Origin of the sequence: Micromonospora sp. NPDC005686 (assembly GCF_042871665.1) — a bacterium.
In the GTDB taxonomy this organism is placed as follows: domain Bacteria; phylum Actinomycetota; class Actinomycetes; order Mycobacteriales; family Micromonosporaceae; genus Micromonospora.
Genome location: NZ_JBIAIY010000009.1, coordinates 103,033 through 128,315 on the forward strand (window position 1 = coordinate 103,033; position 25,283 = coordinate 128,315).

The 25,283-nt window shown below is 73.2% G+C and carries 18 protein-coding genes; 7 read left to right on the forward strand and 11 right to left on the reverse strand.

The features are described from left to right. Nucleotides 1–175: 175 nt before the first annotated feature. From ACFYON_RS20995 to ACFYON_RS21005, 3 genes are read right to left on the reverse strand one after another with little or no spacing between them, the layout of a single operon-like run. The gene (locus ACFYON_RS20995; RefSeq protein ID WP_354867351.1) at nt 176–1,459 is read right to left on the reverse strand and encodes a nucleotide sugar dehydrogenase; all 1,284 of its coding nucleotides are present in this window, start codon (nt 1,457–1,459) and stop codon (nt 176–178) included. A 3-nt stretch (nt 1,460–1,462) separates the two neighbouring features. Further along, nucleotides 1,463–3,031, reverse strand: coding sequence for a glycosyltransferase (locus ACFYON_RS21000; RefSeq protein WP_355095833.1), 1,569 nt, complete (start codon nt 3,029–3,031; stop codon nt 1,463–1,465). Next, nucleotides 3,028–4,647 (reverse strand): glycosyltransferase family 4 protein, encoded by a 1,620-nt coding sequence (locus ACFYON_RS21005; RefSeq protein ID WP_355095835.1) that lies wholly within the window; start codon nt 4,645–4,647, stop codon nt 3,028–3,030. The genes ACFYON_RS21000 and ACFYON_RS21005 overlap by 4 nt, the downstream gene beginning before the upstream one ends. A 229-nt stretch (nt 4,648–4,876) precedes the next feature. Here ACFYON_RS21005 and ACFYON_RS21010 point away from each other — a divergent pair, with 229 nt between their 5' ends. Continuing rightward, nucleotides 4,877–6,067: a hypothetical protein gene (locus ACFYON_RS21010; protein WP_387189125.1), complete on the forward strand. Its 1,191-nt coding sequence runs from the start codon at nt 4,877–4,879 to the stop codon at nt 6,065–6,067. Nucleotides 6,068–6,071: 4 nt separating this feature from the next. Here ACFYON_RS21010 and ACFYON_RS21015 read toward each other — a convergent pair whose 3' ends face one another. Then, on the reverse strand, nt 6,072–7,973 hold the full coding sequence (locus tag ACFYON_RS21015) for a hypothetical protein (RefSeq protein WP_354867361.1): 1,902 nt from the start codon (nt 7,971–7,973) through the stop codon (nt 6,072–6,074). 277 nt (nt 7,974–8,250) lie between these two features. Here ACFYON_RS21015 and ACFYON_RS21020 point away from each other — a divergent pair, with 277 nt between their 5' ends. Together ACFYON_RS21020 and ACFYON_RS21025 are read left to right on the forward strand one after the other, a co-directional pair. After that, complete coding sequence (locus ACFYON_RS21020) at nt 8,251–9,693, forward strand: glycosyltransferase (RefSeq protein ID WP_354867363.1); 1,443 nt, start codon at nt 8,251–8,253, stop codon at nt 9,691–9,693. Continuing rightward, nucleotides 9,690–11,840 (forward strand): glycosyltransferase family 1 protein, encoded by a 2,151-nt coding sequence (locus ACFYON_RS21025; protein ID WP_355096546.1) that lies wholly within the window; start codon nt 9,690–9,692, stop codon nt 11,838–11,840. Before ACFYON_RS21020 ends, ACFYON_RS21025 begins: the two co-directional genes overlap by 4 nt. 67 nt (nt 11,841–11,907) lie before the next feature. On the opposite strand, the gene ACFYON_RS21030 is transcribed toward ACFYON_RS21025, so the two are convergent. The 5 genes from ACFYON_RS21030 to ACFYON_RS21050 form a co-directional block, all read right to left on the reverse strand. Then, nucleotides 11,908–13,524, reverse strand: coding sequence for a glycosyltransferase family 4 protein (locus ACFYON_RS21030; RefSeq protein ID WP_387189124.1), 1,617 nt, complete (start codon nt 13,522–13,524; stop codon nt 11,908–11,910). Between the two features lie 50 nt (nt 13,525–13,574). Continuing rightward, nucleotides 13,575–15,245, reverse strand: coding sequence for a glycosyl transferase family 1 (locus ACFYON_RS21035; protein WP_355095663.1), 1,671 nt, complete (start codon nt 15,243–15,245; stop codon nt 13,575–13,577). Next, on the reverse strand, nt 15,242–16,267 hold the full coding sequence (locus tag ACFYON_RS21040) for a Gfo/Idh/MocA family oxidoreductase (RefSeq protein ID WP_354867371.1): 1,026 nt from the start codon (nt 16,265–16,267) through the stop codon (nt 15,242–15,244). The genes ACFYON_RS21035 and ACFYON_RS21040 overlap by 4 nt, the downstream gene beginning before the upstream one ends. Before the next feature lie 56 nt (nt 16,268–16,323). Further along, a complete protein-coding gene (locus tag ACFYON_RS21045) occupies nt 16,324–17,433 on the reverse strand; it encodes a DegT/DnrJ/EryC1/StrS family aminotransferase (RefSeq protein WP_354867373.1) in 1,110 nt (369 codons plus the stop codon). 151 nt (nt 17,434–17,584) lie between these two features. Further along, the gene (locus ACFYON_RS21050; RefSeq protein ID WP_354867375.1) at nt 17,585–18,217 is read right to left on the reverse strand and encodes a TetR/AcrR family transcriptional regulator; all 633 of its coding nucleotides are present in this window, start codon (nt 18,215–18,217) and stop codon (nt 17,585–17,587) included. A 153-nt stretch (nt 18,218–18,370) separates the two neighbouring features. On the opposite strand from ACFYON_RS21050, the gene ACFYON_RS21055 reads away from it, so the two are divergent. The 4 genes from ACFYON_RS21055 to ACFYON_RS21070 all read left to right on the forward strand — a co-directional run bounded on the left by ACFYON_RS21055 (nt 18,371) and on the right by ACFYON_RS21070 (nt 23,369). Continuing rightward, a complete protein-coding gene (locus ACFYON_RS21055; protein WP_354867377.1) occupies nt 18,371–19,273 on the forward strand; it encodes an ABC transporter permease in 903 nt (300 codons plus the stop codon). Beyond that, nucleotides 19,266–20,066 carry an ABC transporter ATP-binding protein gene (locus ACFYON_RS21060; RefSeq protein WP_354867380.1) on the forward strand — a complete coding sequence of 267 codons (801 nt, stop codon included), beginning with the start codon at nt 19,266–19,268 and terminating at the stop codon, nt 20,064–20,066. The genes ACFYON_RS21055 and ACFYON_RS21060 overlap by 8 nt, the downstream gene beginning before the upstream one ends. Before the next feature lie 104 nt (nt 20,067–20,170). Next, complete coding sequence (locus tag ACFYON_RS21065; protein WP_354867383.1) at nt 20,171–21,673, forward strand: bifunctional cytidylyltransferase/SDR family oxidoreductase; 1,503 nt, start codon at nt 20,171–20,173, stop codon at nt 21,671–21,673. Nucleotides 21,674–21,692: 19 nt separating this feature from the next. Then, nucleotides 21,693–23,369, forward strand: a complete 1,677-nt coding sequence (locus ACFYON_RS21070) for a CDP-glycerol glycerophosphotransferase family protein (RefSeq protein WP_387189122.1) — start codon at nt 21,693–21,695, stop codon at nt 23,367–23,369. 6 nt (nt 23,370–23,375) lie between these two features. On the opposite strand, the gene ACFYON_RS21075 is transcribed toward ACFYON_RS21070, so the two are convergent. Both ACFYON_RS21075 and ACFYON_RS21080 read right to left on the reverse strand, forming a co-directional pair. Further along, the gene (locus tag ACFYON_RS21075; RefSeq protein WP_387189121.1) at nt 23,376–24,122 is read right to left on the reverse strand and encodes an alpha/beta fold hydrolase; all 747 of its coding nucleotides are present in this window, start codon (nt 24,120–24,122) and stop codon (nt 23,376–23,378) included. Nucleotides 24,123–24,344: 222 nt separating this feature from the next. Continuing rightward, the gene (locus tag ACFYON_RS21080) at nt 24,345–25,202 is read right to left on the reverse strand and encodes a C39 family peptidase (protein ID WP_387189120.1); all 858 of its coding nucleotides are present in this window, start codon (nt 25,200–25,202) and stop codon (nt 24,345–24,347) included. Between the last annotated feature and the right edge of the window lie 81 nt (nt 25,203–25,283).

Here is a 25,283-nt window from a genome sequence, read left to right on the forward strand (position 1 = left end):
TGCCCGACCGATGTCGGTCCGAGTCGATTTCCGACGGCTGCGACCCTAAACGGGTCACATGACACAAGTATTGCCGGGGTGTCCGGCAGGTGAACTCCGCACGGCGTGATTCCGGCGGCGGCACGCGACGGGCCCCGGCCGTTCGAGACGGCCGGGGCCCGTGAAGTCGGTAGGGTCAGCCCCCGATGACCACCCGGCGCACGCCGGTCCAGCGCGCCGGGTCGGTGACGCGGCGGCCGTCGACGAGCACCGTCACGCCCGGCAGGTCGGCCGGGGCGAGAGTGCGGTACTCCGCGTGGTCGGCCTGGATCACCGCGGCGCCGACCGGCTCGCCGTCGTAGCCGGGCAGGCCGTGCGCGACCAGCTCCTCGTTGGTGTACATCGGGTCCGAGACGTACGGCACCGCGCCCCGGCGGCGCAGCGCGTCAACGGTCGGGAAGACACCGGAGAACGCGGTCTCCTTCACGCCGCCCCGGTAGGCGGCGCCCAGCACCAGCACGCCCACCCCGGTCAGGTCGCCGTACGCGGCGGCGAGGAGGTCGACCGCGTACTCCGGCATGGCCGCGTTCGCCTCGCGGGCCGAGCGGACCACCGTGGCGGCCGGGTCGTTCCACAGGTACATCCGCGGGTAGATCGGGATGCAGTGGCCGCCGACCGCGATGCCCGGCGAGTGGATGTGGCTGTACGGCTGGGTGTTGCACGCCTCGATGACCTTGGTGACGTCCACGCCGACGGTGTCGGCGAAGCGGGCGAACTGGTTCGCCAGGCCGATGTTCACGTCCCGGTAGGTCGTCTCGGCGAGCTTGGCCAGCTCGGACGCCTCAGTCGAGCCGAGGTCCCACACGCCGTTGGGCCGGTCCAGGTCGGGCCGCTCGTCGAAGTCGAGCACCGCCTCGTAGAACCGCACGCCGTGCGCGGCCGACGCCTCGTCGATGCCGCCGACCAGCTTGGGGTAGCGGCGCAGGTCGGCGAAGACCCGGCCGGTGAGCACCCGCTCAGGGCTGAACACCAGGTGGAAGTCGGTGCCGGCGGTCAGGCCGGAGCCCTCGGCGAGCATCGACGCCCACCGGTTACGGGTGGTGCCGACCGGCAGCGTGGTCTCGTAGCTGACCAGCGTGCCCGGCTTCAGCCCACGGGCGATGGCCCGGGTGGCGTCGTCCATCCAGCCGAAGTCCGGCACGCCCTCGGCGTCCACGAACAGCGGCACGACCACGACGACCGCCTCCGACTCGGCGACCGCGGCGGCGGTGTCGGTGGTGGCCGACAGCAGGCCGGCGGCCACCGTCTCCTTGAGCTTGACGTCCAGGTCGGCCTCGCCCGGGAAGGGCACGGCACCGTCGTTGACCAGCTGGACGACCCGCTCGGAGACGTCGGCGCCGATCACCCGGTGCCCCTTCGACGCGAACTGCACGGCCAGGGGAAGACCGATCTTGCCGAGCGCGACGACGCAGATGTTCATGAACTACTTTCCTCCAGAGGGCCAGATTCGGCGCAGGCGGGCAAGGAACCGACCGGGGGTCACCGGCGTGATCGCGACGATCACCTGGCCCTTGTGGTTCGTGGTGGGCGTGACGAGGTGCCATCGGACTCCGCGCCGGGCCATCAGCCGGGGTGCGCCGACGGGGTGGTCGGCGCACAGCGGCGCCGCGCCCGTTCCGCCCAGGGCGGAGACCTCGGCGCGCACGATACGACGCTCGCCGGCCGCCGCGACGACCGCCAGCAACCGGTCCACCGCGAAATCCGTTCGTACGACGGTACCGGGCCCGGCGGACTCCACCGACGTGACACCCGTCAGATCGCCCACGCTGACGCGCAGCGCGTCCGCGCTCAGCTCGGTCAGCTCGGCCCGGCGGCTGCGCGCGGTGATCACCAGCGCCTGCGCCCCGGCGGCGTCGCGTCCCCAGGCCAGCCCGGTCGCGGTCAGCCTGGCCAGCAGCGCGGCGGCCCGGCCGGTCACGTCGTACCAGTCGTCCGGATAGCCGAACGCCGGGTCGCGGAAGCCGACGTGGTCGGCGTACCAGCTGTCACCCTCGACGACGACGTCGGGCAGGGACCGGTCCGACTGCTGCCCGATCAACGTGCGCAGCGCGTCGAGGTCGCCGTCGCGCGCCACCGCCACCCGCAGCCGCTCCTCCGGCGCCATCCGGGCGGTCACGCCGTCGGTCAGGTACGCCTCGGCGAGCTTGCGGATCCGGTCGTGGACGTGCCGCTGCACCTCCGGGTCGAGGGTGAGGAACTCCTCGCGCAGCAGCTTCGCCACCTCCCAGGTGAAGTGGCGGACCAGCACCGCGTCGCGTCGCGCGCCGGGCTCGATCAGGCCGGCGACGAAACCGACGAGCTCCTCGGCGCAGCGCAACCGCTCGGAGAACCGGCTGGCGTAGGTGATGTTCTGGGCGTTGTCCCGCTTGACCGCGTAGTAGTACTCGTAGTCGCCGAGAACCGACACCTTCTTCGCCCGGAAGCACGCCTCCAGCGTGAACGGCTGGTCGCTGCCCATCGGCATGTCCGTGCGGAACCGCAGGCCGTGCCGCTCGATCAGCTCCCGCCGGAACAGCTTGGTGTTCGACAACGACCAGGGCAGGTCGCTGTCGAACAGGTCGAGCCGCTCCCGGGTGGTGGCGTAGACGGCCTGGTGCACGTACCGCTTGTTGGTGCCGACCATCCGGCCCAGCACCACGTCGGAGTCCCACCGGTCGGCGGCGTCGACGAGGCGCTCCAGCGCCTCCGGGCCGAGGTGGTCGTCCGAGCCGATGAAGAAGACGTACCGGCCGCGGGCGTGGTCGAGCGCCAGGTTGCTCGGCGCCGCCGGGCCGCCGGAGTTGGCCTGGTGCAGCACCCGGACCGTGCCCGGGTAGCGCTGCGCGTAGCGGTCCAGTTCCGCGCCGCTGCCGTCCGTGGAGCCGTCGTCGACGGCGACGACCTCCAGCCGCTCCAGGCCGATGGTCTGCCCGACGAGCGAGTCGAGGCAGGCGGTCAGGTAGGGCATGGTGTTGTAGACCGCCACCACCACTGTCACGTCCGGCCCGTTCACGCCCCCACCTCCACCTGTGCCGGCTCCACCGGGGCGGGCGCCGGCGACGCCGGACGGGGCGGCGCGCCGGGCAGCAGCCGGGTGTAGACCTCGTCGAGCACCCGGGCCTGCGCCTCCCAGGTCCAGCCGGCCAGCAGGCCCGGCCGGTCGTACGCGGCGCGGTAGCGCTGCGGGTCGGCGAGCACCGCGGTGACCGCGCGGGCGAAGTCGGCCACGTCCTCGGCGCGGAACACCTCGCCCTGACCGGTCTCCCGGACAGTCTCGGCCATGGTGCGCACGTCGGAGACGACGAGCGGCAGGCGGGCGTGTGAATACTCGAAGAACTTGGTGATCAGCGCGATCTCGTGGTTCGGCCAGTGCTGGATCGGGATGACGCCGACCTGCGCGCCGCTGAGGTACCGGACCACCTGGTGGTGCGGCACGTACGGCAGCACGTGCAGCCGGTCCGCCGCGCCCAGCTCGCCGGCCCGGGTGACCAGGCCCCTGACGTACGCCGAGTCGGGCTTGTTGACCACGAACGCGACGTGCGCGCCGGGCAGCCGGGGCAGCGCCTCGACCATCACCCCGAGGCCGCGCTTGGCGGCGGCCACCCCGCTGTAGACCAGCAGCGGGGTGTCCGGGCCGAGCCCGCAGCGGGCGCGGATGTCCGGCGCCGGCTCGGCCGCGTCGGCGGGCAGCTCGTCGACCGCCGGGGCGTTGAGCACGACCGCCGGCCGTTCGACCAGCCCGTGCTCGGTGCGCAGCAGGTCGGCCAGGCCGCCGGAGACGGTCATGGTGGCGTCGGCGTACGGCACGTACTCCCGCTCGTGCGCCACGTTGCCGGGCAGCCAGCGGGCGTTGTCGCGCCACGGCTGCACGCCGGGCAGGTACTCGTGGGCGTCCCAGACCAGGGCGATCCGCCGGCCCTTCGCGGCTGCCCGGACCTTCGCGCGGGCGCCGACGCCGAGCATCCGGAAGTCGTTGGCGTGGATCAGGTCCGGCGCCAGCTCGTCGACCACCGGCCCGTAGGCCAGCTCGTAGTCCCACAGCCCCGGCTCCAGGCGCCGCCATGCGCCGTCGCCGCGCAGCTTCCGCCAGAACAGCGTGTACGCGCGGTCCCAGGGGCCGTCCAGCTTGCGGCCCTTGCGGGCCCGGGTGAGCTGACGGTTGCGGAACCCGACCCACTTGCGGGTCAGGCCGGACAGCTTCTCCTCGGCGCGCAGCGCGGCCCAGGGCAGCCCGCCGGGCCGGCCCGCGCCGGACTCGCGGGCCGCGACGGTGAGCGCCGCCCGGCGTACCGCCAGGTCCGCGCGCCAGGCCTTGACCGCCTGGGTACGGTGCGCCGCGATGCCGCTGGGCGGATAGGCGAGCGGGTGTCGCAGCCAGGCCCGGCGGAACTCGTGCCGGCGGCGGGCCAGCGGCTCGGGCATCGGCACGAGGCGCACCTCGGCGGCGCCGACCCGCCAGCTCTGCGGCTGACCGGCCGGCGCCCGGCCGAGCAGCACGACGTCCCAGCCGGCGTCGGCGGCGGAGCGAGCCGCCTTCTGCACCCGGGAGTCCCCCATGACCCCGTTGTCCACCAGCATCACGACCCGTCCCCGGGTGCCCGCCGCTGCGATCGTGCCGTCAGATCCCATTCCTGCCCGTTTCGTCATCGCCAGCACCGCGCCCGCGGACCCGAGCGAGTCTACGACAGCGGATCGCGCCCGAACGCCCGCCGCCGCCGGTGCCCCCCGACCTCGTGTGACTGTTGCTACCCTCCATCCTGTTCAACGACCGGCGCCCGCTCCGGGTCGTTCGCCGGGTCGCCGGCCGCGCCACGCGGGCCCTCGGACATCCCCAGCTCAGCGCGAACGGGACCGCACAATGGACGTGGTGACCACCGAGGAACCCAGCCGGCCCGCGCCAGCCCCGCACACCGGGCCGGCCACAGCCGAACCCGTCCGGCCGGGCCCCGTCCGGCGGCTGCGCGACGCCGCCCGGGACGCGGCCCCCGCGCTGGCGGTGTTCGCGGTGATCCGGCTGATCGGCGTGCTCGTCGTCTACCTGTGGGCCCGCAACCTGGGCGAGTCCCCGGTCGAGCGGCTCACCCGGGCCGACGGCAACTGGTACGCGGGGATCGTCCAGCACGGCTACGACGGCTACGAGAAGACGCAGAGCAACATGGCGTTCTTCCCGCTCTACCCGGGCCTGACCGCGGGCCTGGAGCGGATCTCCCCGTTCACCCCGCGCGAGTCGGCCCTGATCGTGGCGTGGCTGGCCGCGCTGGCCGCCGCCTGGGGCCTGTACGCGATCGGCGCGCACCTGCACGACCGGCGCACCGGCATCCTGCTCGCCGCGCTCTGGGGCGCCGTGCCGCACGCCGTCGTGGAGTCGATGGGCTACAGCGAGAGCCTGTTCACCGCCCTGGCCGCGTGGACGCTGTACGCGCTGCTGCGCCGCCACTGGGTCGCCGCCGGCGTGGTGTGCCTGTTCGCCGGCCTGACCCGGCCCACCGCCTCGTCGCTGATCCCGGTGGTGGGGCTGGCCGCGCTGCTGGCGATCGTCAAGCGGCGCGACGGCTGGCGGCCCTGGGCGGCGCTGCTGCTCGCCCCGGCCGGCTGGCTGGGCTACCTGGCCTGGGTGGGCGACCGGACCGGCCGGCTGGACGGCTGGTTCCACATCCAGTCCGCCGGGTGGGGCACCACGTTCGACTTCGGCGTCTACACGGTCGACCGCGGGCAGCGGGCGCTGGTCCAGTTGGCGGCGCTGCCGCTGCTGGTGGTCACCGTGGTGGCGCTGCTGTCGATCATGTTCTTCGTGCTGAGCGCGATCGACAGGCAGCCGTGGCAGCTGCTGCTCTACAGCGGCCTGATGCTCGTCACCACGCTCGGCGCGGCCGGCTACTACCACTCCAAGGCACGGTTCCTGCTGCCGGCGTTCCCGCTGCTGCTGCCCGCCGCCGTGGGCCTGGCCCGGGCCGGCTGGGCCCGGGCCGCCACGGTGCTGGCGACGCTCGTCGCGTTCTCCGCCTACTTCGGCGGCTACCTGCTGATGATCTGGACGAAGTCGCCGTGACCGGTCAGCGGGTGAACGGCCGGACGTCCCAGACCCAGACGTCCGCGACCCGCTCCCCCGGGCCGTAGAGCGCGTCCAGCACGGTCTTCAGGTCGTCGTGGCGGCGCGCGCCCCGGTCGGGCAGCACCACCGCGTCGGCCTTCCAGTGGCGGACGTCGGCGCGCGCCCGGTCGACGTCGGCCGGGCCGACGGTGGTGTCCCGCTCGCCGAGCGAGACGGCGGTGAGCAGCTTCGCCGTGGGCTGCGGGTCGACGCCCCAGCGGCCGGTGTTGTCGGTGGCGGACACCGGGGCGAGGAAGTAGCCCTCGGGGACGGCGAAGCCGGCCACCGCGGCGGAACTCCAGTACAGCGACGTCATGCCGTTCACCGGAACGGGCACCAGCGTGCGGCCCGGCGCCACGTGGTCACGCCAGGTGCCGGCGGTGACGAAGTCCGGCACCGGGGTGCGGCCCTTCGCGTCCAGCGGCATCGGCAGGATCGGCAGCAGCGCGGCGGCCACCGCGACGGCCCCGACGCGGGCGGCCAGCCGGCCGGCCGGTTCGCCCCGGCGGGCGGCGAGCCGGTCACCGGCGACCGCCAGCAGCACGCCGAGCGCCACCGTGGTGATCAGCGCGAACCGGGACACCACCACGGAGTCGAACACGGGCAGGTTCTGCACCAGGGCGAACGGCGCGGGGACGTCGGTGCGACGGGTGCCGACGGTCCAGGTGGTGCCGATGGAGAACAGCGCCGACACCACGGCGACGGCGCCGAGCACCCGGACGATGGTCTCCCGGCGCAGCCACCAGAGCACACCGGCCGCGAGCACCACCAGGGACCAGCCGTAGAAGCTGGCCTGCTCGGTGGTGTTCGGCGCCCAGCCGATCGCGCTGGTCGGGCCACCGGCGAGCGACTTGGTGGCGAATTGGACGAACGAGCCGAGCTTGAGGGCGTAGATGTCCGGGGTGCCGGGGTGGCCGACCCGGTGCTGCGGCCCGGCGAACTGCATCCACAGCGGGTACGCCGCCGCGGCCGACACCAGCACGCCGGTGATCGCCAGGCCGGACAGCAGCGGACGCAGCCGGCGCACCGCGTCGCGGGGCCGGAACGCGAGGTAGGCGAGGACCAGCATCAGGCAGCCGAGCGCGGTCAGGAAGAGGATCTCCAGGCTGATGAAGAACTGGGCCACCACCAGCCCGCCCAGGATCAGGCCGTCGCGGATCACCCGCTCGCCCCGGGAAAGCGCGACCACCCGCCAGACGATGAACGGCACCAGCCACTGCGCGGTGATGTGCGGGTGGCCGTTGCTGTGCGAGATCAGCGCGGGCGCGAAGGCGCAGAACAGTCCGCCGACGAACGCGGCCGGCCGGGAGCCGACCACGTGCCGGGACAACACGTGGTACCAGGCGTATCCGGTGCCGGCCAGGTTCAGCGTGATGAACAGCAGATAGGAGAAGGACGCGCCGAACAGCAGGGTGAACGGGGTGAGCACCAGACCGGGCAGTTGCATCCCGACGTTCGTCATCAGGTTCACGCCGGCCGGGGCGTTCTGCAGCGTGGTGAAGAACGGGTTCTCCAGGTTGGTGACCGCGTGCGCCGCGTACGCCAGCATCCACTCGTTGAAGCCCTGGTCGTTCGGGCGGCTGCCGAGCAGCCGGCCGTCGTAGTCGCGCCAGCCGCGGGCGGTGACCCAGAACGCCCCGGCGAGGTAGATCAGCGCCACGAGCGCGTCGGCCCGCCGCCACCGGCCGCCGCGCCGCTTCTCGGCCGCCGTGTCCGGCTCCGGCTGCTCCGGCCGATCCGGGGCCGTGGTCGTCGTCGGGCGCGGGGTGGACGGCCCCGGATCGGACGAGTCGTCGGCCACGGGCCCGTCGCCGCCGCTGCGGGCGGGCTCACGGTCGCGGGTGTCGGGCGCAGGCGCGGTCATGGCGTAGGAGTCTACGAAAGCGGAGGCCGCGGTCGAGGACCGGCCGAGACGGCGTGTCCGGCCGGCCGGGCCGGCGGCGGAGGTGCGGTGATCCGGGGCACGGCGCCCGGGGTGGCCGCCGAGCGGCGGCGGGCCCGGCGCACGCGACGGCGTTATTGTAGTGTCCGCACGCGCTCCGGCGGTCGTTACCGGGCCACCGGTACAGCAGGCGCCGCGTCCGGCCGAGCCGTCCAGGCCGCGACACGGCATCTCCCCAACCTCCCCAGGATCGGAATCGATGAACAACGGGCGAACTCTCTGGGACTCGTTGAAACTCCCCCGGCCGCGACGGTCCGGGTCCCGGCCGCACATGGTCTACCTCGCGATCGGCTTCCCACCGGCGGCCAAGAGCTGCGCCTACCGGATGCGGGAGACCGCCAACCAGTTCGCCGCCGCGGGCTGGGACGTGACCGCTGTCACCATCGCCGACGAAGCCTGGGAGCGGGAGTACGGACTCGACCACACCCTCTCCGAGGGCGTGGACCCCAACGTGCGCGTGGTGAAGCTGCCGCTGTTCCGCGACGACCTCGAAACCGACATCCGCACGTTCACCGAGCAGCGCGCCCTGGCGCACCTGGACTACCTGGCCGGCCTGCGCAAGCAGAACCTCAAGGTCTTCCCCGAGCCGGTGTTCGGCGGCTGGCGTCCGGCGCTGGAGAAGGCCCTGCTCCGCATCCACAAGGAGCGACACGTCGACCTGCTGGTGACCACCTGCGCGCCGTACGTGAACCTCTCCGCGACCTGGAAGCTGTGGGAGACGCACCAGGTGCCGTACGTGGTGGACTTCCGCGACGGCTGGTCGGTCGACGTGATCAACAACGGTGAGGCGTTCACCCGCGAGTCGGTCTCCGGGCAGTGGGAGATCAAGCTGCTCACCAACGCCGTCGCCATCTGGAACGTGAACGAGCCGATCTCCCGCTGGTACCGCGAGCGCTATCCGGAGCTGGCGCACAAGATGCGGGTCGTGCGCAACGGCTACGACGCGGCGAGCATCCCGGCCCAGGTCCGCCCCGCCCCGCCGGACCGGCCGCTGACCTTCGGTTACCTCGGCGCGCTGAACCTTCCCGTACCGCTGCTGAGCGCCGTGCTGGAGGGCTGGCGCACGGCGCGCGCGGAGGACCCGGCGCTGGCCGACGCCCGCTTCGAGGTGCGGGGCCACATCGGCGCCGCCTGGGCGCGCGGCGACAACGCGCACGCGGAGCTGCTCAGGGCCGCCGCCGTCGACGGCGTGCTGGTCGGCGGCTCGGTGCCCAAGGCCGAGGTGGTCGACCTCTACGCCCGGTGGGACGCGGTGGTGCTGATGGTGACCGGCGGCCGGTACATGACCTCCGGCAAGGTGTACGAGTACATGGCCACCGGCCTGCCGGTGGTCTCCGCCCACGAGGCCGACCACGACGCCTCCACGGTGCTGTCCACCTACCCGCTCTGGACCGGCGCGGTCGGGCTGGACCCGGCCGAGCTGGCCGGCGCCTTCCGCCGGGCCGCCGCGATGGCCCGTACCGCGGACGAGGCCGAACGGGAGAAGGCCCGCGCCGAGGCGCGGCAGTACGCCCGCGAGGAGCAGCTCATCCCCGCCGTCCGGGAGGTGACCGACCTGGTGCTGGGCGCCGGCGGCACGGCCGGCACCGCACAGCCCTCCCCCGCCGGCGCGCGCGTCCTGGCCCGAGAAGGTAGGTCATGATCGAGGTCCTGATGGTTATGGGCACCGTCCCCGGACGGGTGGCGGTCCTGACCGACGCGCTCCAGCAGTTCCGCGACAAGGGCGTCACCGTACGGGTGGCCACCACCTTCGACCCGGTGGAGAAGATCCCGGCGGCAACCGAGCTGGCCGAGGTGCACCTGCTGCCCACCGCCAAGGAGCTGGGCCCCCGGTTCGGCCGGATGGTCAAGCGGGCGGCCCCGGCCCGGCGCCCGTGGCTGCGCGCCCAGCGCGACCCGTGGGTGCGCCGGCACGCCAAGCGGGCCGACGTCCTGGTCGCGCTCGACGCGCAGGCACTGCACACCGTCTGGCAGCTCGCGCAGCGGTACCGGCGGGCCGACGCCGTCTACGGCATCGCCCCGGCGCTGCGCGCGGTGGAGAAGCGGTCCACCGACCCGGCGCGCTACCGCCGTCCGCGGCTGAACACCGTCGGTCCGGCCCCGAGCGTGCTGGCGAGCGCCACCCGCAGCCAGACCGTCGACCTGGCGAAGCGGGTGTTCGAGATCAGCACCGGCGGGCGGGCCATGAAGCTCGGCCCGGTGCGCTGGTTCTGGCAGGGCGCCGTCACCGCGCCCGGCCTGCCGGAACGGCACCGCGGCACGATCGCCCGGCGGGTCACCGGCACCATGCTCAAGACCGGGCACGACGCCAGCGCGAAGCGGTTGGCGCTGGCGGCGCAGGGCCGCCTCAAGAGCCCGGCGACGAAGGGCCAGCTCCTCGGCCCGATCGTGGACGCGGAACTGAGCCAGGGCAAGGTGCCCGAGCACCTGATGACAGTGGTGCGGGGTCAGCTCAAGCTCGCCGACGGCTTCCTCAAGAAGCGCAACCCGGGCAAGGCCGCGCCGCACGTGCTGCGGGCGTTCAACCTGATGTTCCACCGCATCGTGCAGTTCGACGGCACCACCTCGCCGCTGGCCGAGGACCCGGAGAAGTTCCTCGCGCCGCTGCACAACAGCGAGGCCGGGCAGGCGCTGGCGACGCCGCGCGGGCGGCAGAGCCCGGCGGCGTTCCCGCCGGCCGGCCGGCCGCACCGGATGCTCTTCTTCACCGGGCTGAACGACAACTTCCTCGGGCCGATCCTGGAGCGCTACGAGGCGATGCCGGGGGTGGAGGTCCGCCGGCTGAACCTGATGGAGGAGTCGATCCTCCCGGTGCTCAGCAACGGCCGCACCAACGTGACGCTCCACATGCTCGCCGGCGCCTCCAAGCGGGCCGGCGAGGTCCAGGAGGCGTGGGGCCCCCACCTGGAGTGGGCGGACACGGTCTTCGTGGACTGGTGCAACCTCGGCGCCGCCATGCTGACGATGATCGACCCGGGCACCACCCGGGTGATCGTCCGCCTGCACAGCTTCGAGGCGTTCAGCTGGTGGCCGCACCTGACCGACTGGTCTCGTGTGGACGACGTGGTGTTCGTCTCCGAGCACCTGCGTGACCTCGCGCTGGCCGCCGTGCCGCGGCTGCGCGCCCCGCAGGGGCCCCGGACCCACATGATCACCAACGCGATGGACCTGCACCGGTACGTGGCGCCGAAGGCCTCCGCGGACAGCCGGTTCACCCTCGGGCTGGTCGGGACGAGTTCGCTGGCGAAGGACCCCCGCTGGGCCCTGGCGGTGCTGCGCGAGCTGCGCCGCCACGACGAGCGGTACCGCCTCAAGCTCGTCGGCGACGACCTGAACCCGGAGCTCAGCCCGGCGATCGCCGCCTACGTCCGGGAACTCGACGCCGAGCTGGCCGAGCTGGAGCCGTCCGGCGCGGTGGTGCGGACCGGCCGCACCTCGGACGTGCCGGGCGCGCTCACCGACGTCGGGGTCATCCTCAGCACCTCGCTGCGGGAGAGCTTCCACTGTGCGCTCGTCGAGGGCGCGGCCAGCGGCGCGGTGCCCGTGGTGCGCGACTGGCCGTTCTTCGCCGGCCGTCCGCACAGCGCCCGCAGCCTGTTCCCCAGCGACTGGGTGGTGGGCACGCCGCAGGAGGCCGCCGAGCGGATCCTGGCCCTCACCGCCACCGAGGAGGTCTGGCGGGAGGCGGGCCGGGCCGCGGCGTCGCACGTGCTGAGCACCTGGGACTGGTCGGTGACGCAGAAGGACTTCGACCGGCTGCTGCTGGAACCGCCGGCCACCGCCGGCTGACCGACGTACGACGAGATCGGCCGGCTCCCCGTGGCGGGGAGCCGGCCGAACCGTTTCGTGCCGGGGATCAGCGCGCGGTGGCGGCGTACTCCCGCTCGTCCTCGGGACGCCGGGACGACGGGGGACACGCCCCGCCCTGGGACCCGCCCAGCAGCGAGGCGTACACCTCGTCGAGGATCCGGGCCTGCGCCTCCCACGTCCAGCCCTCCAGCAGGCCGGGCTTGTCGTAGGCCGCCCGGTAGCGCTCCGGGTCGTCGAGCACGGCCCGGACGGCCCGGACGTAGTCGGCCCGGTCCTCGGCGGTGAACACCTCACCCTGCCCGGTGGCCCGCGCGGTCTGCGCCATGGTCTTCACGTCGCTGACCACGATCGGCAGCCGGGCGTGCGAGTACTCCAGGAACTTGGTGATCAGCGCCAGCTCGTGGTTGGGCTTGTGGTGGATCGGGATGACCCCGGCGTCCGCGCCGGACAGGAACGGCACCACCTGCCAGTGCGCCACGTACGGCAGCAGGTGCACGCGGTCCGCGACGCCGAGTTCGGCGGCGCGCTCCCGTAGCGCCTCGGAGAACTGGTTGTCGCCGTTCGGGTTCATGGTCACGAACGCGACGTGCACACCGGGCAGCTCCGGCAGCGCCTCCACCATGATCTGGCAGCCCCGGCTCGGGTTCACCGCACCGGAGTAGACGAGCACCGGCGTACGGGCGTCCACGCCGCACAGGGCCCGCAGGTCCGGCACGTCGCCGTCGGCCTCGGCCGGCGGCGCCATCGGCGCGTTGAGCACCACGGCCGGCCGGTCGGACAGGCCGTGGGTCTCCTGGAGCAGGTCGGCGAGCGTGTCGGAGACGGTCACCACCGCGTCCGGGTAGGCGGCGTACTCGGCCGTGTAGGCGATCTGGGCCGGCAGCCAGCGCGGGTTGTCGGCCCGGCCGGTGATGCCGCCGACGAACTCGTGGGCGTCCCACACCAGCTTGGTCCGCCGCCCGGCGGCCCGGGCCCGCAGCGTCGCGCGCGCGCCGATGCCGAGCATCCGGAAGTCGTTGGCGTGGATGATGTCCGGCTTGAGCTCGTCGAGCGTCTTGCGGAAGGCGATTTCGAAGTCCCACAGGCCCGGGTCCAGCCGGCGCCAGGCACGGTCGCCCATCAGCCCCTGCCAGAACCGCACGGGCAGGCGGCTGAACAGCGCCTCCGGGTCGGCCTGCGACGTGCGCAGCCGGCGGGTCTCCCGGCTGCGCAGCCGCACCCAGCGGGCGAGCGCCGTGGCGGCGGCGCGGGCCGGCAGCTGGGCCGCCCGGCCCACGGTGGCCGGCAGCCCGCCGCCCAGCGCCTGGGTCCGGACGCGGCGCTCGAACAGGTCGGCCTGCCAGGCCTTGATCTCCTGGACCCGGTAGGCGGCCTTGGTGGTGGACGCGTACGCCAGCGGCCGGCGCAGCGACCGGCTGTACTCGCGGGGCAGCCGGTGCAGCGGCTTGGGCACGCGCAGCAGTCGCACCTCGGCGTCGCCGATGCGCCAGGTGTCGACGTCGGAGTGGGCGTTACGGATGCCGAGGAGGAAGACCTCCCAGCCGGCGTCGGCGGCCGACCGCGCGGCCTTCTGCACCCGGGAGTCGCCGTGGACGCCGTTGTCGACCAGCATCACCACCCGGCCCCGGGTCGGTCGGGCATCGCTGTTAGCGCCAGCTTGCATCGGGTGTTTCTCCTCGTTGACGGGGCGGGCGTGGGTGGTGGGCGGACGGGTCACCGCAGGAACGCGTCGAAGACCTCGGCGGTGCGTCGCCCGTCGTGGTGGTCACGGACGTAACGTGCGCCCTCCGCGGCCAGGGCGACCGCGGCGGGCCTGTCGTCGAGCAACGACTCGATGGTCTTGACGAGCGTTCCGGGCGTGGCGTTGGCGATCGGCGGCGCGACTCCGGCGGCCCGGTGCGGGCCCTCGCTGACGTACGCCACCACCACCTTGCCGGCGGCCATCCCCTCGCAGGAGAAGGTGCCGTAGCTGCCCATCACCAGCTGGTCGACCACGATGTCGCACTCCTGCACCTGGCGGCGCATCTCGTGGTGCGGCAGCCCTTCCACCAGGCACAGTTCGATGATCCGTCGGTCGTGCAGCTCCTGCAACCGGGGCAGGAGCCGGTCGGTGCCCTTGGTCCACCGTTTCGACGGCGCGTGCAGCACCACCGGCCGGGCGCGTTCCAGCACCGGGCGGTCGCAGGCCCAGGCGTCCACGTCGACGATCAGCGGCGCCCAGGTGGCGAACGGCACGTCGTCCAGCAGGTCGGGGGTGGTCACGAAGAACGGCAGGCCGCTCTCCTCGGCGGTGCGCCGGTTCCGTTCGGTCACCGTGGTGAGCTGCCCGACCAGGTCCTCCGGGGCGTCCCGGAACGCGGACTCGGGATGCCGTTCCAGGTGCGCGCCGGGGTGGCGGATCTCACTGCCGTGCGCCAGCAGCGCGACCTTGAGCCGGGCCCGGCGCAGCGCGGGCAGGTCCGCGGAGATGTCGTCGCCGTTGGCCCGGCCGAGCACCGGGCGGAACGCGTCCACGATCAGGTGGGTGTACCAGCCGAGCACCCGCTCGGCCTGCGCGGCCTGCACGTCGAGCCGGTGTTCACCGGGGTAGTTCAGGTAGCGGTCGGCCGGGTAGCGGTAGGTGGCCGGCGGCTTGGCCATCACCAGTTCGACGCCGACGTCGGCGCGCGCGGTGGTGATCGCCACCGCCAGGGCGGAGAGCTGCCCGGCATGGTTCGCCGTGCCCAGCCCCAACCGGATCGGCCCGGCGCCGAGCGGACGCCAGGGGCCGGGAGTGCCGGCTTCGATCGGCGCGACCGGGGGCTCCGGCGGCTCCTCGCCGCGCTGCCGGGCCCGTTCCACCGCCTTGGTGAAGGACGGCAGCGAGCCGGGGGCGAAGAGATCACCCACGCCGTGCCGGGCCAGGTGCTCGCGGACCGCCCGGCTGTCGGCCGCGACCACCGGCAGTCCGGCGGTGCGGAAGGTGTCCAGCAGGTCGAGGCCGGCGTCCGGGTCGAACCCGAACACCCCCACGTCCGCGGAAGCGAGAAACGCAGCCGTCACCGGGCGCGGGCGCGGCACCACGTGGACCCGGCGCCGGGCCTTGCCGGCCCGGCGGATCAGGTCCTGGGCCGCCGCCCGCTCCGCCTCGTCACAGGCCAGCGCCAGGTGGACCTCGGGCAACCGGGCCAGGGCGCGCAGCACGCCGTCCAGCGCCCGGTCGCGTGTGATCCCGCCGGCGTGCACCAGCAGCGGCGTGCCGGCGGGAAGCTCACACAGTTCGCGTACCGAAGGGGTCTGCCAGGGCCGCGTGCCGGCGGCGGCCCGGCGGAGCGCGATGCGCACCCGCCGGGGGATCCGCCGCCGTACCGCCGAGACCGTCCGCCGCACCGGCGCCGGGCTCATCGCAGTGCCGGCTCCGCGTCGCTGCCGCTGGCCGCGACGGACACGACCTTGCCGTCGGCGGACGACTCCAGCAGGGCGGCGGCGACCCGCACGGTACGCAGGCCCTGCCGCAGCGTGACGATGTCGCTCTGCTTGCCCTCCACCGCGTCCCGGAAGCGCTCGTGCTCGACCAGCAGCGGCTCCCGCTTCGGGATGGCGAAGCGGACCATGTCGCCCTCGGCCACGCCGCGGAAGGCGCGCAGCGCCTCCCACTCGGTGTCGATGGCGGCGTTGGCGTAGAACGTCAGGTCGGCGGTGAGCGTGTCGGCCACGAAGCAGCCCTTGTCGCCGGTGACGACAGTGGACCGCTCCTTGAGCGGGCTGAGCCAGTTGACCAGGTGGTTGACCATCGTGCCGTCGGCGAGCTGGCCGACCACGGCGACCATGTCCTCGTGCAGCCTGCCGCTGCGCGAGACGGTGCGGGCGGCGACCGAGCTGTACTGCTGGCCGGTCACCCAGGCGGTCAGGTCGATGTCGTGGGTGGCCAGGTCCATCACCACGCCGACGTCGGCGATCCGGTGCGGGAACGGGCCCTGGCGCCGGGTCACGACCTGGAACACCTCGCCCAGCTCACCGGCCTCCAGGCGGGTGCGCAGGCTCTGCAGCGCCGGGTTGTAGCGCTCGATGTGCCCGACGCCCGCGACCAGGCCGGCGTTCTCGAACGCCTCGACCAGCCGGGTGGCGGCCTCGACGGACTGGGCCAGCGGCTTCTCGATCAGCGCGCAGACGCCGTTGGCGGCCAGCTCCATGCCGATCGGCTCGTGCAGCGCCGTCGGGCAGGCCACGACCGCGTAGTCGACGCCGAGGGCGAGCAGGTCGCTCAGCTCGGGTACGACGGGCGCGCGCAGCGTGCCGGTCACGTCGCCGGCCGGGTCGACCACGCCGACCAGCTCGACACCGTCCAGGTTGGACAGCACGCGGGCGTGGTTGCGGCCCATCGCGCCGAGGCCGATCAGACCGGCCCGCAGCTTCCGTCCACTCACTGCGCCCTCCTTCGTTCGCGACTGCGGGGCTCGCAAACCCGGCTCACTCCTCGCGCTCACCGGGCACCGCCGGCCAGGTTCGCGCCCTCGGCGATCCGCTCCAGGTCGGCCTGGCTCAGCGACGGGTGCACCGGCAGCGAGACCACCTCGGCGGCGGCCCGCTCGGTCTCCGGCAGGTCCCACGGGCCGGGCTTGCCGTCGGCGGTGAGGTACGGCTTGAGCCGGTGGATCGGGGTCGGGTAGTAGACCGCGTTGCCGATGCCCAGCTCGGTGAGGCGGGCCTGGGCGGCGTCGCGGTTGCCCCGCACCCGCACCGTGTACTGGTGGTAGACGTGCTTGGCGCCGTCGGCGACCGGCGGGGTGATCATGCCGGTGATCGCCGAGTCGAGGAACTTGGCGTTGGCGCGGCGCTGCTCGGTCCACTCGCCGAGCTGGGTGAGCTGCACCCGGCCGATGGCGGCGGCCACGTCCGTCATGCGCATGTTGGCGCCGACGATCTCGTTCGCGTACCGCTGCTCCATGCCCTGGTTGCGCAGCAACCGCAGGGTGCGGGCCAGCTCGGCGTCGGCGGTGCTGATCATGCCGCCCTCGAGGGAGTGCATGTTCTTCGTCGGGTAGAAGCTGAAGCAGCCGGCGGTGCCGAACGCGCCGACCGGGGTGCCGTTCAGCTCGGCGCCGTGCGCCTGGGCGGCGTCCTCGACCACGGCCAGGCCGTGCTGCTGCGCGATCGCCGTGATCCGGTCCATCGCGGCCGGGTGGCCGTAGAGGTGCACCGGCATGATCGCGACGGTCTTCGGCGTGATCGCGGCGGCGACTGCCTCCGGGTCCACACAGAAGCTGCCTGGCTCGATGTCCACGAAGACCGGCTCGGCGCCGACCAGCCGGACCGCGTTGCCGCTGGCGGCGAACGAGAACGAGGGGACGATGATCTCGTCGCCCGGACCGAAGCCGAGCGCCATCAGCGTCAGCTGGAGCGCGGAGGTGCCGGAGTTGACGGCGATGCAGTGCCGGCCGCCGACCAGGTCGCCGAACTCCTCCTCGAACGCCGCGACCTCGGGGCCCTGCACGACCCGGCCGCTCCGCAGCACCCGGACGGCCGCCTCGATCTCGGCTTCGCCGATGATCGGCCGTGCGGGGGGAATGAACTCTGGATGCGGCCCGGCCATGGGGCTTCCTCCTGTCGAAGCGTGGTTCATGGGAGACATTTCGGGGGATGGTACTGCCCTGTCGGGGAAACCAGCCGTTCGCACTGATTGTCCGACTGGTTGTGACCTTCTGTTCATGATCGGCGACGGACCTCCGGGGGCGGCCCGGGGCTCACACTTCCACCTCGTCGCGCGCAGGCTCCACGCATGCTACCCGCAGGGCGGCGACGATCGCGGCCGCCATCCGGGGCACCTCGGCCGGCTCCAGCGGGGCCCGGGAGATCGCCATCCGCCAGTAGACCGGACCGACGATCAGATCGACCGCGGCACGCCGGTCGGTGGCCGGGGACAGCTCGCCGCGCTCGACCGCCCGGCCGATCAGGATCCGGCCCACCGCCTGCTGGTAGTCGTCCAGGGCGGCCTGCAACTTCTCCGCGATCTGCGGGTTGCGGGCGGCCTCGGCCAGCAGGTCCGGGATGATCTGCGCGGCCAGCCGGTGGCGCAACGCGCGCGCCAGCACGTGCAACAGGATCTCCAGGTCACCGCGGAGGCTGCCGGTGTCCAGCAGCGGGATGTTCCGGCCGGCCACCGCCGAGACCATGTCCAGCACCAGATCGAGCTTGGAACGCCAGCGGCGGTAGATGGCGGTCTTGCTCACACCGGCGCGGCGGGCCACCGCCTCGATGGAGAGGCGACCGTAGCCGACCTCGGCCAACTCCTGCATCACCGCGGCGCGGATGGCGCTGGTGATCTCGCCGCGCAGCACCGCCGCGCCGGCCGGGGCACGCCTCTTCTCGGTCGTCACGTGGAACAATGTAGCGCAACGACGGTACGGTTGCGTCCCGACGTTCGGTGGACTACCTTCCATGCAGCAGCGAGGCGGCTCCTTCCGCCCGGCCACGCTGGATCACTTCACCGCACTGCTCCCCATCAGCACGAAAGATCGGAGCGCCTCAACATGGCCAACACCGCGGTGGCCGACCCCGAATCCGGACTGACCCGGGCCGAACTGGCCCAGCGGTACGGACTACGGGTGGCCGGGGAACGACCACCCCTGGGCGAGTACGCCCGCCGGCTGTGGGCGTACCGGCACTTCATGACCGCGTACTCGCGGGCGAAGGTCGCCTCCTCGCTGAGCAACACCCAGCTCGGCCAGCTCTGGCAGGTGCTGACACCGCTCACCAACGCGGCCGTCTACTTCCTGATCTTCGGCGTGATCCTGGCCCAGCACCGGAACGTGCCGAACTTCATCGCGTACCTGTGCACGGGCATCTTCATCTTCATCTTCACGCAGACGGCGGCGACGAACGGCGTCAGCGCGATCACCGGCAACCTGGGCCTGATCCGGGCGCTGCAGTTCCCCCGGGCCGCGCTGCCGATCACGGTGACGCTGGTGCAGCTCCAGCAGCTGCTCATGTCGATGGTCGTGCTTGCCGCCATCGTGCTGATCACCGGCGAGCCGATCACCCTGCGGTGGGTGCTGATCGCGCCGATACTGCTGCTCCAGACGATCTTCAACGTCGGACTGAGCATGGTCATGGCCCGCCTCGGCTCCAAGGCCACCGACCTCAAGCAGATCATGCCGTTCGTGATGCGCACCTGGCTGTACGCCTCCGGCGTGCTCTACCCGGTGGCGCTCATCCGCCAGCACCTGCCGGGCTGGGCGGCGAACGTCCTGGAGTGGAACCCACCGCTGGTCTTCATCGAGCTGGCCCGCTACGCGCTGCTCGACTCGCACCAGGCGAACCTGATCAGCTCGCCGCTGAAGCTGTGGACGCTCGGCCTGTTCTGGGCGGTCGTGATGGGCGTCGGCGGGTTCGTCTACTTCTGGCGCGGAGAGAAGGAGTACGGCCGTGGCTGAGCAGACCCTGCCGCTGAACGCCGGCCCGGTGACCGACTCGGGTCGCGTCCCCACAGTGGTGGTGGACGACGTGCACGTGATCTACCGGATCCACAAGGGCGCGAGCGGCGGCACCACGCCGGTCTCCGCGCTCAAGCGGATCGTCTCCCGCACCAAGGCGCCGAACATCCGCGAGGTGCACGCGGTGAAGGGCGTGAGCTTCACCGCGTACGAGGGTGAGGCGATCGGCCTGATCGGCAGCAACGGCTCCGGCAAGTCCACACTGCTGCGGGCCATCGCCGGGCTGCTCCCGCCGGCCCGCGGCGCGGTCTACACGAAGGGCCAGCCGTCGCTGCTCGGGGTGAACGCCGCGCTGCTCAACGACCTGTCCGGCGAGCGCAACGTGGTGCTCGGCTGCCTGGCCATGGGCATGCAGCCGGAGGAGGTCAGGCGGATCGCCCCGGAGATCATCGAGTTCTCCGGGATCAACGAGCGCGGCGACTTCGCCTCGCTGCCGATGCGCACCTACTCCTCCGGCATGGGCGCCCGGCTGCGCTTCGCGATCTCCTCGGCGAAGAAGCACGACGTGCTGCTCATCGACGAGGCGCTGGCCACCGGCGACCGCAAGTTCCGGGTCCGCAGCGAGCAGCGGGTCCGCGAGCTGCGCGACAGCGCCGGCACGGTCTTCCTGGTCAGCCACTCGATCGGCTCGATCCGGGACACCTGCGAGCGGACCATCTGGCTGGAGAGCGGCGTCCTGAAGATGGACGGCCCCACCAAGGAGGTCTGCGACGCGTACGAGAACCAGAAGTAGCGCGCCGGAGCGCACCGCACCGGGTTCCGCCCGCGGCGGTGCGCTCCGGCGTCCGCGTTAAGGTTTTCGGATCCATCCCCTTTCACCCAGAGTGAGGTACGGCAATGACGCAGGACCACACCACCGCACCGGACGCCACGCCGGCGAGCCCGGCACCCTGGCGCCCCGCACGTACGGTGGCCGTGATCCTCGCCGGGGGGACCGGCACGCGCCTCGGGCTGGGCATCCCGAAGCAGCTCCTCAAGATCGCCGGTAAGCCGATCATCGAGCACACGCTGGCCGTCTTCGAGGCCGCGGCCGAGATCGACGAGATCATCGTGCTGATGGCGACCGGGCACGTGGACGACGCGCAGCGCATCGTCGCCGACGCCGGCTTCCGCAAGGTCAGCAAGGTGATCGAGGGCGGCGAGACCCGCAACGACACCACCCGCATCGCGCTCGACGCGGTCGGCGAGGGCGACGTCAACATCCTCTTCCACGACGCGGTCCGCCCGCTGGTCAGCGCCCGGATCGTGCGCGAGTGCGTGAACGCGCTCTGGACCTACTCGGCGGTGGACGTGGCCATCCCGTCCGCCGACACGATCGTCCAGGTGGACGCGGACGACTGCATCACCGACATCCCGGTCCGCGCCCGGCTGCGCCGCGGCCAGACCCCGCAGGCGTTCCGCTCCGGCACGATCCGCGAGGCGTACCGCCGCGCCGAGGGCGACCCCGACTTCGCCGCCACCGACGACTGCGGCGTGGTGCTGCGCTACCTGCCCGGCACGCCGATCAAGGTGATCGACGGCTCGGACGAGAACATCAAGGTCACCCACCCGGTCGACGTGCACCTGGCCGACAAGCTGTTCCAGCTCGCCGCCGCCCAGGCGCCCCGGCTGACCGACCACCGCAGCTACGCCGAGGAGCTGACCGGCCGGACCATCGTGGTCTTCGGCGGCAGCTACGGCATCGGCCACGACCTGGCCGAGCTGGCCCGCGGCTACGGCGCCCAGGTCTTCCCGTTCAGCCGCTCCACCACCGGCACGCACGTCGAGCGCGGCGAGGACGTGGCCGCCGCGCTGAAGACCGCGTTCGAGGCGACCGGCCGGATCGACCACGTGGTGGTCACGGCCGGCATCCTGGAGAAGGGCGCGCTGGCCGAGATGGACGAGGAGACGATGGACCGTCTCCTGCACGTCAACTTCGTCGGCCCGGTCACCATCGCGCGCCAGTCGCTGCCGTACCTCCAGCAGACCAAGGGCCAGTTGCTGCTCTACACGTCCAGCTCCTACACCCGCGGCCGGGCCCGCTACGCGCTCTACTCGGCCACCAAGGCCGCGCTGGTCAACCTGACCCAGGCGCTCGCCGACGAATGGGCCGAGTTCGGCGTACGGGTCAACTGCGTCAACCCGGAGCGCACCGCCACCCCGATGCGGACGCGGGCGTTCGGCGAGGAGCCGGAGCACACGCTGCTCTCCTCCGAGGCGGTCGCGCAGGCGTCCCTGGACGTGCTGATCTCCGAGCTGACCGGCCAGGTGGTCGACGTACGCCGGTCCCCCGGCGAGCAGGTGGCCGCGGTACCGGCCCAGCCGGGCCCGCACCGGTCCGAGCTGTCCGCCGACGCCTGAACCCGACGGGACGTACCAGATGCGTGGTGACCTGGTCCGCAAGCTGCTCGCCCGGGTGCTGACCACCGGGCTGGCGGTGCTGGCCTTCCTCGTCGTGGCGCTCACCGGGGCCACCGGCTGGGGCCTGGCCCTGGCCGTCGCGGCCCTCGCCGCCACCGCGTGGGAGCGCCGCGTCCGGCCGTCGGCCGACGGTCTCGCCGAGACGGTGCTCGTCGCCGCCGGCATCCTCGTCGGCTACAGCCGTCGCCTCGACGACGGCTTCGACCCGGCCCTCGCGGCCACCGCGCTCGTCCTGCTCGGCCTGGTGCTGCTGGTCGGCCCGCTGCGACAGGCCGGCGCGCTGGAGATCCGGGCGGCGAACCTCCCGGTCCGCACGTGGACGCCGGTCGTGGCCGCCCGGCTCGGCGACGCGCTGCTGGTGCTGCTCGCCCTGGTGGCGCTCGCCGCTGCCCTGGCCCTGCCGGCCGTCACGGCGCTCGCCGCCACGCTGCTCGTCGGCGCCGGCTGCGGGGCGGTCGCGCTCGACCTCGCCCGGCGCCGGTTCCGGCCGCCCGCCGGAGGTGGCCCGGTCGGCCGCGCCCTGCGCCGCCACCAGCCCGAGTTCGTGCTGCACTTCTCCGCCCCACCCGGCTCGGAATATCAGGTCACCATGTGGCTGCCGTACCTGGAGCGGATCGGGCGCCCGTTCGTGGTGGTGCTGCGCGAGCCGGAACTCCTGCCCGCGGTCGCCGCCGCCACCCGCGCCCCGGTGGTCCTCTGTCCCACGCTGAAGGCGCTGGACGAGGCACTGGTGCCCAGCCTGCGCGTGGCGTTCTACGTCAACCACGGCGCGAAGAACGCCCACCTGATCCGGTTCAACCAGCTCACCCACGTGCAGCTGCACCACGGCGACAGCGACAAGGCGCCGAGCGCCAACCCGGTCTCGGCCATCTTCGACAAGATCTTCGTGGCCGGGCAGGCGGCTATCGACAGGTACGCCCGCGCCGGCGTGGAGATCCCCGCCGACAAGTTCGTCGTGGTCGGTCGTCCCCAGGTCGAGGCGATCGAGGTACGCCGAAAGCCGGTCACCTCGTCGGCGCATCCCACGGTCCTCTACACCCCGACCTGGACCGGGCACCACGCCGACGCCAACTACTGCTCGCTGCCGGTGGCCGAGACGCTGATCCGCCGGCTGATCGACCGCGGGGTCGCGGTGATCCTGCGCGCCCACCCGTACACCGACAAGAACCCGGGCTCGGCCCGTCAGCTCGCACGGCTCACCGAACTGCTCGCCGCCGACCGGGCCAAGACCGGCCGGCCGCACCTGTGGGGCGCCGCCGCGAGCCGCGAGCTGACGCTCACCGAGTGCGTCAACCGCGCCGACGCGCTGGTCTCCGACGTCTCCGGGGTCATCTCCGACTGGCTCTACTCCGGCAAGCCGTACGCGGTCACCGACACCGGCGCCGACGGCGAGCACTTCGTCGAGCGGTTCCCGCTCGCCGCGTCCGGCTACGTGCTGCGGCGGGACATGTCGAACGTGGACGAGGTGCTCACCGACCTGCTGGCCGCCGACCCGAAGGCGGCGCAGCGCTGGGCGGCGCGGACGCGCTACCTGGGTGACTTCCCCGCCGACGGGTACGCCGAGGCGTTCCTCGCCGCCGCCCGCCGGGAGCTGGAACCCGACCGGGCGGTCCCGGCGCCACGCGCCGTGGTGTAGGCCCGCTCAGAGGTACGGGTCGAGCAGGGCGAGCACCGCAGCCGGGTCCTCGACGTGCGCGCTGTGGCCCAGCCCGGGCAGCGTGGCCACCGGCACGCCCAGCTCCTTGAGCTGCGCGTCGGTCACCAGCGGGTCCAGCTCGCCCCGGGCCAGCAGCACCGGCACATCGGTGGCCCCCAGCAGAGCCGGCAGCCGGGGCTCACCGACCGCGAACGCGGCCGGGTCCATCGCGAGCCGCCAGCGGCCGTCCTCCCGCCGCAGCCCCGCCTCCACCACCGGATGGTCCGGGGCGAACAGCCCGGCGAGCCCGGACACCCGCAGGTAGCGGCGGGCCGCCTCGTCGCGGGTGGCGAACCAGGTGACCGGCCGGGCGGCCAGCTCCGCCGACTTCGCCAGCTCGGCCGGGGACCAGACCGCCTTGATGCCGAGCCCCACCACCGCGTCGATCGGAAGACCCCGCTGCCGGGCGGCGAGCGCCAGCGCCACCATCCCGCCGAGCGAGTGCCCGAGCAGCACGAGCCGGTCGTCGGGACCGAGCCGGACCGGGCCGAGCCCGTCGGCCACGCGCTGGGCCAGCGCCTCGAACGAGTAGCCGTCGAGCGGCGGCGACCAGCCGTGACCGGCCAGATCGGGGGCGAGCCAGCGGCCGGGCCAGCGGCGTTCCAGCAGCGGCGCCCAGGGCAGCCACACCTCGCCGGTGGCACCCATGCCGTGCAGGAGAACCAGATGCCGGTCACCCGTCGTATCGCCCATTGACGCAGTCTGCCACCGCCCGCCCCGCCCACGCGAGACGCGAACCCCCACGACGCGCTCCGCCCTGCCGCCCTCTCCGCGCGCGATCTTGCACTTCGGCACCCCCGCATACCTCGCCAACCGGGCGACTCGCGGGCCCGAACCGCAAGATCGCGGGGCGGGACGGTGACAGCGACGAAGGCCGGCCCCCGGAGCGGAGTGCCGGCCTTCGTGCTGGGACGGTCAGGCGGAGTAGCCACGGCTGGCGATCCAGTGCGCCAGGTCGATCGTGGTGACCCAGTACGACGGCAGCGACGGGTCGGCCGAGTCGGCGATCCGTACGAGCCGGCCGTCGTTCTTGTAGCCGACCACGGCGACGTAGTGACCGCCCGGGAACGAGTGCCAGCCGCCGTTGGTGTCGGTGACGTCACCGGCCACGTTGGCGACGACCGCGCGGCCGTTGCTGATCGCCTCGACCACGTCGGCCTGGAGCCGGTCCATCTGAGCCGGGGTGGCCGAGCCGGCGGGAATCATGCGGGTCCGGTACGGGTTGCCCTTGACCTGCTGGTTGAGCACTCGGGTGGTGTCCTCGGCCGAGTTGGTGCCCATCTCGGTGGTGCCGAGCGGGCCGGCGAGCGCGTCCTGGCTGCGCTCGATGCCGGTAGCGCTGAGCGCGTTGCGCACGGCGGCCGGGCCGCAGTAGAAGTAGTTGATCTGCGCCTGGTAGGCGTAGTCCAGCGCCTTGCTCGACGGCGGCTTCGGCTTTGCCTTCGCAGTGGTGTCCGGGTCCGCCGCCGCCTTCGCCGACGGGGAGGCGCTGGACGACGCGCTCGGCGCGGCGGAGGCACTGGGCGACGCCGGCGGGACGGCGGTCCGGGCCCCGCCGCGGCCGGCGGGCTGCTCGCCGAGGCGGGCGGCGCCGAGTTCGGCGACCGATGCGGTGTTCTCCTGGACCGGCGCGTCGTCACCAACGGTGGCGACGGCGCCGGCGCCGACGGCCAGCACGAGCGCGGCGGCCGATCCGGCGATCATCTGGTACGGGCGTTCGGTGACGATCCGTCGTAGCTGACGCTTCAGGTGGTGCTTCACGAAATCCTCCACGGGGCGTGAGCGGCGCACGCCGGCCCGGCACGCGGAGGAACTCACGCGTGCCGGCGGGGCCGGATGGCCGGGGGATCGGGA